The organism is Runella sp., from assembly GCF_027484545.1.
GTDB lineage: Bacteria > Bacteroidota > Bacteroidia > Cytophagales > Spirosomataceae > Runella.
Genome location: NZ_JAIXST010000039.1, coordinates 1 through 9,101, shown reverse-complemented (window position 1 = coordinate 9,101; position 9,101 = coordinate 1). Strand labels below are relative to the sequence as shown.

Genomic DNA, 9,101 nt, shown 5'->3' with positions numbered 1-9,101 from the left:
TGGAGCACAGCAAGTTTTAAATCTGAGAACAAAAAACCTTAGTAATCAATGGGATGAGGTAATTCAATTGGTCAGAATGGCCGCTTAGGAAGCAATCCTGCATACATTCGTACACCCTTCATTTCTGTTTCGTTGAACGATGTAGCCAACGGAAAGTTGGTGGAACGAATCAGGTACGGAAACGGATGGTTGTTCCATAGCGACAACACATTCAGTCGATTTTCGGCCATCATGTCCAGAAATTTTTCCCAATAGCGCAAATCACGGCAAGTTTCGATATGAAGTTTGGTGGCAGGGCTATCGCGGTAAGGCGACCAAGGCACGTTGAACTTGACAATCCGGTATTCTAACTTCGGATTCTCAGTTTTGTTGGGCAAGATTTATACGTGCCGTTTATCTGCCAATATTCCGCCAATTCCAGCACGCCGTATTGCGCACCCAAGGCATCTTTTGCTAAAATAACGAGTTGGGTTTTATTCTTAATCCACCGATGAGCATATCCTTCCGGTTGAATAGCAGCCCATTCTTTTTCTGTAATGAATGCTGTTAAAGATTTTGGTAAATCAGCTTGAGAAACTACCCAAACAGTGGCTTTTTCCTTTTCTTTGACGATTAACTTTTGACCCTGTTGTACTGAAACCCGATTGAGTTTTTGTACGGCAAACAGGACGGGTGCGGCCGTTGAGTCTGCCCATATAGTGACTTGGGCGTGAGAAAAGCCGGCGAGAAATACAAGCAGGAAAGTGAATCGAGAAACCATGGGAGAGAAAAGAATGTAGCCTTTTTGAAATTTCGCTTTACCCAAAAAGGCTTTACCTGTTCGTTCCTATCTAATTTCTACGGACTTTAATTGCTACCCGAAGGTCTTAATAAACGAACTGTGACCGGATTGGCCATTTGATACCGATGTTGGTGGAAAAACACCAACATCCCTTTACCAATCGGACTTTGCGTATCTACTATTTGGTGATAACACCAAACAGGGCAGTAGTAGTAGATTTTTAACAGTCGGTCGGTTTTGAACCGACTGACTGTTAACTTTGTCGCATTATGTTACAGAAAACAGCCACACTTTATCGAAATGCGTACGGCGGAATCTCCCGCGAAATCTGGCTTTTAGCCTTCGTGATGTTCATCAACCGCTCAGGAACAATGGTCATTCCCTTCATGAGCGTGTACTTGACCCAAGCCCTTCATTTCAGCCTTCCCAATGCCGGTTTGGTGGTGAGCTGTGCGGGCGCCGGTGGGATTTTAGGGACTTATTTTGGTGGGAAATTGACCGATAAAGTGGGTCATTACTACGTTCAAATGGCCAGTTTGGCGTTGGGCGGATTGATGTTTTTTGTGCTGATGCAAATGCGAACGTTGCCTACTTTATGTATCTCTACGTTTTGTTTGAGTCTGGTAGGAGAAGCCTTTCGTCCTGCCAATTCCACTTCCATTGCGTTTTATAGCACACCCGAAAACCGCACACGGGCGTATGCCATCAATCGGTTGGCTATTAATTTGGGTTGGGCCATCGGACCGGCTTTGGGCGGTTTTTTTGCGACCATTGGCTACAAATACCTGTTTATTGCCGATGGCATTACGAACATTGCTGCGGCGTTGGTATTGGCATTATTGGTCAAAAATCGTAACAGTGCCCATAGAGACGAGCACACCGAAAAAGCTACGCTTACGGCTCCTCAATCGGCCTTCCGTGATGGTGTTTACCTACGTTTTGTGGTGTTTACCATCCTTTTTGCCATTGGATTTATGCAGTTTTTCAGTATTGTTCCCGTTTTCTGGAAAACACAACTGCACGTCAACGAATTTTACATCGGTTTACTATTGGGAGTCAACGGTCTGTTGGTGGCAGCGTTTGAGATGATTTTGATTTACAACATTGAACCCCTGCGTCCCAAACTCACGTTTATCAGTTGGGGGGTATTGCTTTGTGGATTTAGTTATCTGTTATTTGTTGTTTTTCAGGGCGTTGTGTGGATATTGCCTTTTACGGTGGTGACCATTACTCTGAGCGAGATGTTAGCAATGCCTTTTATGAATTCCTTCACCATGGAGCGTTCCACCTACCGGACTCGTGGACAATATTCCGCTTTGTATTCCATGTGTTATTCCATTGCGCAGGTAGCTGCGCCTGTTTTGGGGGGGCAAATCGCCGCTACTTATGGCTATTACGTGCTTTGGGGAGTGATTATTGGTTTTATGTTGATTGCCTTTGTGGGTTTTCGGTGGGTACAAACGCTGGTTGAAAGTGAAAATAGAGTGTAGTGAGTCTCTACGAAGCTGAAAACAAAAAAATACCGATTCTTCCAAGAACCGGCACTCGTTTGCAAACACTGTTACTCGAAACCCTAAAGCCTGACGATGTCTTTGTCATCTTCATCTTTTGTCTCTTTGATGGCTTTGGGCAATACTGCCCACAAAATGATGTAAACTACTGTAACAGGTACCCCTGCGGTAAAGAAAAAAGCCAATACAAACAAGATGCGTACCAGTACCTTGTCTATCTGAAAATGATGCGCAAACCCAGCGGCTACTCCCCCGATAACTGATTGATTTATAATGCGGTATATTTTGTTAGTTTCCATGGCTGTTATTATTTTGAGTCAAAGGTGCACTACAGCAGCGATTCCGCGCAACTCAATTATAACCAATGGAAAAGGGGCTTGATGGATGGAAGTTTTTGGGGACGAATTTTAGGGATTCATTTGCATTAGCCCCACGGTTTGTGCATAAATATCAGTTAAAGCAATAGGAGAGTCAAGCGCTTCCAATTGCAGTACATCGTCCAAACGTCGTGTTTCCTGCACCAATGCCCATACACTGGGAGATTCTAACTTGCGCCAAACCTCAATTTTAACGCGCTGAGAGTCCACCAATACGTACTCGCGGAAGGAAGGAATGGTACGATAGTATTCAAATTTTTCGCTTCGGTCATATTGGGCGGTACTTTTGGATAACACCTCAATAATGGTCGAAGGATTGAGCATGGTATCAAATTCATCATCCAACAATTCAAGTTTGCCGCACACAATGGTCAAATCAGGATACGTATAAAATTCTTCGTCGGGAATCCAAAGACGAAAGTCTCGCGAGAAAGATTGGCATTTTTTCCCTTTGAGTCGAGTGCCAATCTCAATAGAAAGGCTTTCATTAACGCGATTATGATTGCGCGACGCACCGGCCATCAAGGTGATTGTACCTCGGTGGTACTCGCTTTTGAATTCAGCAGCGCGTTCCAATTGCAGATAATCATGGGGCGAAAGTGTTTGTTCAACGGCAGACATGACTTAAAAAGGGATTGTTTGCAACAAAAATACGAATTTCCCCTATCCCAGCACTATATTTGCAGTCTAAGTAACGGAGTAAATTCCATTCACAAATTCATAATTCGCTCACTCACTCATTGATTAAATGAAAGTCCTCAAGTTTGGCGGCACTTCGTGCGGCTCAGTCGAAAGTATTCAACAGCTCATTCAGATTTTACAGGATAATATTGCCAAAGGCGAACGCATTGCCGTCGTGTATTCGGCCATGGGTGGCGTTACCAATAAATTAATTGAAATCGGCCGCATGGCTGCCAAAGGAAATGCCGAGTATTTTGACGCGCTCAAAGCCGTGGAAGACCAGCATTTTGCCGCCATTCGTGGGTTGATAGACATCAAAAACCAAAGCAGCTCCATTGCCAAAGTACGCGGGTTGGTCAACGAATTGGAAGATTTATTGAAAGGGATTTCCCTCATTCGCGAAATGTCGGCGCGGACGCTGGATTTGTTGATGTCTTTCGGAGAACGTCTTTCTACCACCATTATCACCGAAGCGCTCAAAGGCCGCGGCGTCAAGGCGGAGTTTTGCGATGCTCGGAATTTGGTGCACACCAACGACCATTTTGGCTACGCAGAAGTAGATTTTGCCGTCACTGATGCCCAGATTCTATCACATTTTGCCAAAACCGATGCGTTGCAGTGCATTACGGGCTTTATCGGCTCTACCGCCGAAGGAATCACCACCACACTCGGACGCGGTGGTTCGGATTATACAGGCTCCATTTTTGGCGCGGCGCTCGATGCCGACGTGATTGAAATTTGGACCGACGTGGACGGCATGATGACCGCCGACCCGCGCAAGGTTTCCAATGCCTTCACGATTCCAACCATTACCTACGCGGAAGCTATGGAATTGAGTCACTTTGGGGCCAAAGTGATTTATCCACCCAGCTTGCAACCGGCCTTTGTTAAAAATATTCCGATCAAGGTTCTCAATACATTCAATACATCTTCGGCAGGAACGACGGTTCACAACACTTCTGACGAAACTCCTTTTGCGATTACGGGCATCAGTTCGATTGACGACATTGCGTTGGTCAACGTACAAGGAAGCGGTTTGATTGGCGTGGCCGGCGTGTCAGCGCGGTTGTTTTCGGCCTTGTCGCGGCATAAAATCAGCGTGATTCTAATTTCGCAGGCTTCGTCCGAGCATTCAATTTGTTTTGCCATTGACCCTAAAAACGCAGACCGTGCGAAGGAAGTTTTGGATCAGGTGTTTGCGCCCGAAATCAACGCAGGCGACATTGACCGCGACGGAATTCAGATTCAGAAAAACGTGTCCATCATCGCCATCGTGGGCGAGGGAATGCGTCGCAGTACGGGGGTTTCGGGAAAACTGTTTACGGCGTTGGGCAAAAACGGTATCAACGTCATCGCCACAGCACAAGGCTCTTCGGAGTTGAATATCTCGGTGGTGATTCAGAAAAATGACCTTTCCAAAGCGTTGAATGCCATTCACGGGGTGTTTTTTCAATCAGAAGTAAGGTCGTTGAATTTATTTATTGTGGGTACGGGCCTGATTGGCAGTACGTTCCTGCGGCAATTGGCCGCACAGTCTGATTATTTGGCCAAAGAAAAATTGCTCAAAGTAAACGTGGTCGGGTTGGCACGGAGCAAAAAAATGTACCTCAATCCCGAAGGTATTCCGTTGGAAAGTTGGCAGAAAGACCTCGAAGAAAACGGCAAAACAACGAGCGTATCGGCGTTTGTGCAGCGGATTCGAGAGTTCAACTTACCCAACAGCGTATTTATTGACTGCACGTCCGACAAGGACATTATCCAATATTATTTTCCGTTGCTCGACGCCAGCGTGTCGGTGGTGACGCCCAACAAAGTGGCCAACTCCAGCAGCTACGCCGAGTACCGTCGTCTGCAACAAACGGCCGTACGAAAAGGCGTGAAGTTTTTGTACGAAACCAACGTAGGTGCCGGTTTGCCCATCATCAATACCATTCAAGGGTTGATGTCGAGTGGGGATAAATTCGTGAAGATTGAAGCGATTTTGTCCGGAACCCTGTCGTTTATTTTCAACAGTTTCGTACCAGGAACGCGCTTCGTGGACATTGTACGCGAAGCCAAAGTGAAAGGCTATACCGAACCCGACCCGCGCGACGACTTGAGCGGTTTGGACGTAGCGCGTAAAATCCTGATTTTGGCGCGTGAAACGGGCGTAGCGCTCGAAATGAGCGACATTCAAATTGCGCCTATTTTGCCCGAAAATTGCCTTCAGGCCCCAACAGTAGATGCGTTCTTTACGGAGGTGGAAAACTCGGACGACTATTTTGGTTCGTTATTGCAGGATGCGACCGAAAAAGGTGAAAAACTGCGCTACATCGCCACCCTCGAAAACGGAAAAGCCACGCTTCAACTCCGTACGGTGGATGCCGACCATCCGTTTTATTCGCTTTCGGGGGCTGATAATATCGTTTCCTTCACGACCGAGCGTTACAACACGCGCCCGCTCGTGGTCAAAGGCCCGGGTGCCGGTGCGGAAGTGACCGCGTCGGGGGTTTTTGCCGATGTCATGAGTATCAGCAGTTATTTGGCGTAGTTTTATTGCCATTCAAGATACAGTCAAGAGGCCGGCCTAAGCCGGCTTTTTGCGTTTTCGTGGAGCCAGTATTAAAGTTTATGGATCTTTCAGACTACTTCCCGGTCACGGGCATTCGTACGGTTTTGATGACAGGCTCTGAAAACGTTTTTTTCTCGTAGCGGGGAGTAAGGGTCGTTTCAGTGATGACCTTGTCTTCGTAGGTCATTGTTTCTACGATGGCAATCACTTTGACCGACGCATCTACTCCTTGCACAAGGTTGTCGTTAGAAAGCAAAATGTAGTACGCTCCTTGGCACAAAGCAGGGTCGGAAAACTTCCGAAAACCCGCGACACCCTTGCCTTGGTCGATGACGCGATGAGGCTGGCCTGCCATAAATAAATCTCGGTTGGTTTTGTCGGCTACGGCATAGTACACATCTTCGCCCATTTTGGGAATGGCCAAGTCGGTAACGACCCCTGCTGCTAATGCACCAAGCGGCGTCGTAAAATAGGCCGCTGCGCCTTTAGCAATGCTCACAATGATCTTGGAGTTTTGTTTCCATGCCTCGTTGGCTTCATTGCCCACGCCCACCCAATACGCCCACGACACAACCTTGGTGGTTTTGTAAGGAGTAATCCCATTTTTGGGAAGCGTAAACGACAGCGACGCTTTATTGCCGTTAGTGTTGGCCGAGGAATGCACGCGTTGCGGTTTGTCAAACACCAATTCTTCGCGTTGCTCGGATTTTACCATCACTTTTTTGGTTTTTCGGGTGTACGTGGTGTCATATCCTGCCGGTACATCTTTGGTATAGGTGTTATACGTAATTTCCTGTTTATCTTCCCACGACACGGCGGTGTTGAAGTTGACCGTGGCCTCGCCGGCGGGAATTCGCCGGATGTTGATTTTACAGATTCGCCCCGTAAGTGCTCCATTTTTAAACCGAAACAAATACGCTCCCTGCTTCACTACCTGAATGGTTTTGCTGTCTACTTGGGTGGTTTTGTAGTCCGAAAACTTTGAGGTGGTGGGGTATTCAACAATTTCGATTTCTTTGAGCTCTTTGCCGTTGATTTCTTTGAACTGAAACACTATTTTATCACCTGCGGCAAAGCCAAACTGCAATTCCTGTTCCTGCATAGGCCCGAGTTTGATGGTTTGGTCGGTGACGTCGATGGTGGAAAGTTGAGCGTATGAAGTAGCTGCTAACAGCAGCCCCCAAAAGAAGGTAAGTGTTCTCAATTTGATAATGAAATCTGTCTATTTGTGCAAAAATAGTAAAAATAGACAGATGCAGAACTTGTTCCGAGGTTGGTATTCCTACCATTGCGGGCCCCGCAACCTCTTTCTTTAGCTTACTGCTACCAAGTCAATCTTGATTCTGCCCTGAATAATATCTATCAAAAACCTCTTCCATTGCGCAATTAATTTGGGGTTTTTCATGGTATTGGGTGTTTGGGAGTAAGTGATATTGCAAGATACTTAATCGGAGGTTGGGTTTGTTATCTAAGTTTTTTTTTATTTCTCCTAAAGACTGAAGGTGAGGAGGTTGGTGGTGAGAATGCCACCAACGGTGTAAAAATATTTATTTTAACTATATTCCCCATTCTTCCGAATTTTAATATATGAGCTTTTTCCACATTTTGAGCAATGATGAGAACCACGGTTTGATGTTCTGGTTCAATTCATAGAAAATCGGTTTCAGTGTGAGCGAAATACATTTATTACATGATTTTACAATAATAATATCAAAGCAGCACCACCACATATATTTCCGCCACTTTCAGTTTTACCAATTTTTGTGGAGTTAGTACCATATTTGTCTGTTGAGTAAATTACACCACTTTCAAATTTGCCAACTTTTATAGAGTTAGTCCCATATTCAATACTTCGCTACGAATTAAGCAGCGATTTTAGCGTAATTAGTTAGCGTTGATATTTTAGGATTATTTTCCTGCTGTTCGGGGCAAATACCGAACACGTTAAAAAATAAATTTAAAAACGTTCATTGAAATATTGAGGCGGTTCGCCGCTGCGACTTAATGTCTTGAATAGAAAACGGCTTTCTGTTTTCAAGTGGCTGCGATAGCCAATGTGTTATTTTGGCTAATGAAAGTAATGTCAAGGCAAAGTTATGCGGGGTCGCCCGTGCGATGGAAATCAAGCCTTTGTTGTTGAGTGGACTGGCAATGAGTTAGCCCCAAGTGCTGGCGGTTCGCCGCTGCGATTAGTATCCCTGTAAACAAACTCAATTTGGAATCTCAGGTGATAATATAAGTACAGATCAGCACCTGTGATGGCTAAATCGGTAGCAATGAAGATTTTACATTTTTTGATGCTGCCATCGGTATTATAGTGCTGTATAATGACGGTTTTGATCCATCTTTTTAGTGCTTTGGCATAAGCTATTCCTTCAAAAGCCGTCCAAGTCTCTTCTTGAATGCAAGCTCTGAATTGGCTTAAATCAAGGTTTTTTGCATTTATTTTGCCGGCAAATTGCCTCTTGCGGCCTCTGCCTGTACTTTGTGGTCCTGTGTAGGGCATAATACATGACCGCATCATCTCGCAGGCGAGTGATCAGATGTAAACCTGTTTGACTGACTGAATCAATGAATGACTTTTTTGAAAAATACGCATCAACCGCTACATATTTGGAAACAGTCATTAGATTAAAAGCGTCCTTGACCAGCAAATCAGCATAGTAAGCCAGCAAATCCTGCCCTTTGGACAAAATCGTCTGTGTTGCGTAATAATGGAAGGAACTGTGATTTTTTACATCCACAATCGCTAAACCGGCCAACTCAATGCCCCGACTTACTTTTTGCTTACACCCAGACCAGAAATAGCCCATGCCAGGGGTCTTTTTGCCTGATTTGCTCAAAAAGGTTGGATCAAAACCCCAAATCTTTTCTAAGCCTAAATACTTGAATAATTCTAAATTAAATGCCTTAAAATCAAATTATTTTGAAAAATTAGCCCGATAACTCTCTGAACTCATATCGCCCTGACGAGACAAGTTCTCAAAATGATAGCGACCTTTTAATCCTAACCATAAATGGGTTAAGTCTATAAAAAAAATCGTCTGCCATTTGCCTACATCGGACATTTTGCTCAATATTGTACTCGTGAGTGTTGTTATGCTCATGGGGTAAAAAGTAAGTTTTGGTTCGCAAAACAAAGCTACTTCTTTACCCTTTATTTTTTATAATCTACCAAAATCGTAGCGAACTATTGTTAT

General features: G+C 44.9%; 9 protein-coding genes. 2 read left to right on the top strand and 7 right to left on the bottom strand.

The features are described from left to right. Positions 1–71: 71 nt before the first annotated feature. Complete coding sequence (locus Q0081_RS03525) at positions 72–377, bottom strand: hypothetical protein (protein WP_298349374.1); 306 nt, start codon at positions 375–377, stop codon at positions 72–74. Further along, complete coding sequence (locus tag Q0081_RS03520) at positions 347–805, bottom strand: hypothetical protein (protein ID WP_298349371.1); 459 nt, start codon at positions 803–805, stop codon at positions 347–349. The genes Q0081_RS03525 and Q0081_RS03520 overlap by 31 nt, the downstream gene beginning before the upstream one ends. A gap of 245 nt (positions 806–1,050) precedes the next feature. On the opposite strand from Q0081_RS03520, the gene Q0081_RS03515 reads away from it, so the two are divergent. Then, complete coding sequence (locus tag Q0081_RS03515; protein WP_298349367.1) at positions 1,051–2,271, top strand: MFS transporter; 1,221 nt, start codon at positions 1,051–1,053, stop codon at positions 2,269–2,271. An 83-nt stretch (positions 2,272–2,354) separates the two neighbouring features. On the opposite strand, the gene Q0081_RS03510 is transcribed toward Q0081_RS03515, so the two are convergent. Continuing rightward, on the bottom strand, positions 2,355–2,591 hold the full coding sequence (locus tag Q0081_RS03510) for a PspC domain-containing protein (protein ID WP_298349364.1): 237 nt from the start codon (positions 2,589–2,591) through the stop codon (positions 2,355–2,357). Positions 2,592–2,699: 108 nt separating this feature from the next. After that, positions 2,700–3,290, bottom strand: coding sequence for a Uma2 family endonuclease (locus tag Q0081_RS03505; protein ID WP_298349362.1), 591 nt, complete (start codon positions 3,288–3,290; stop codon positions 2,700–2,702). 127 nt (positions 3,291–3,417) lie between these two features. Here Q0081_RS03505 and thrA point away from each other — a divergent pair, with 127 nt between their 5' ends. Beyond that, the gene (gene thrA, locus Q0081_RS03500; protein ID WP_298349359.1) at positions 3,418–5,880 is read left to right on the top strand and encodes a bifunctional aspartate kinase/homoserine dehydrogenase I; all 2,463 of its coding nucleotides are present in this window, start codon (positions 3,418–3,420) and stop codon (positions 5,878–5,880) included. A gap of 94 nt (positions 5,881–5,974) precedes the next feature. Here the strand turns inward: thrA and Q0081_RS03495 are convergent, their stop codons facing one another. The 3 genes from Q0081_RS03495 to Q0081_RS03485 form a co-directional block, all read right to left on the bottom strand. Continuing rightward, on the bottom strand, positions 5,975–7,105 hold the full coding sequence (locus Q0081_RS03495; protein WP_298349356.1) for a hypothetical protein: 1,131 nt from the start codon (positions 7,103–7,105) through the stop codon (positions 5,975–5,977). 918 nt (positions 7,106–8,023) lie between these two features. Next, entirely contained in the window at positions 8,024–8,407 is a 384-nt protein-coding gene (locus Q0081_RS03490; protein ID WP_298349354.1) for a hypothetical protein, read from the bottom strand. Positions 8,408–8,822: 415 nt separating this feature from the next. Continuing rightward, the gene (locus Q0081_RS03485) at positions 8,823–9,008 is read right to left on the bottom strand and encodes a hypothetical protein (RefSeq protein ID WP_298349351.1); all 186 of its coding nucleotides are present in this window, start codon (positions 9,006–9,008) and stop codon (positions 8,823–8,825) included. Between the last annotated feature and the right edge of the window lie 93 nt (positions 9,009–9,101).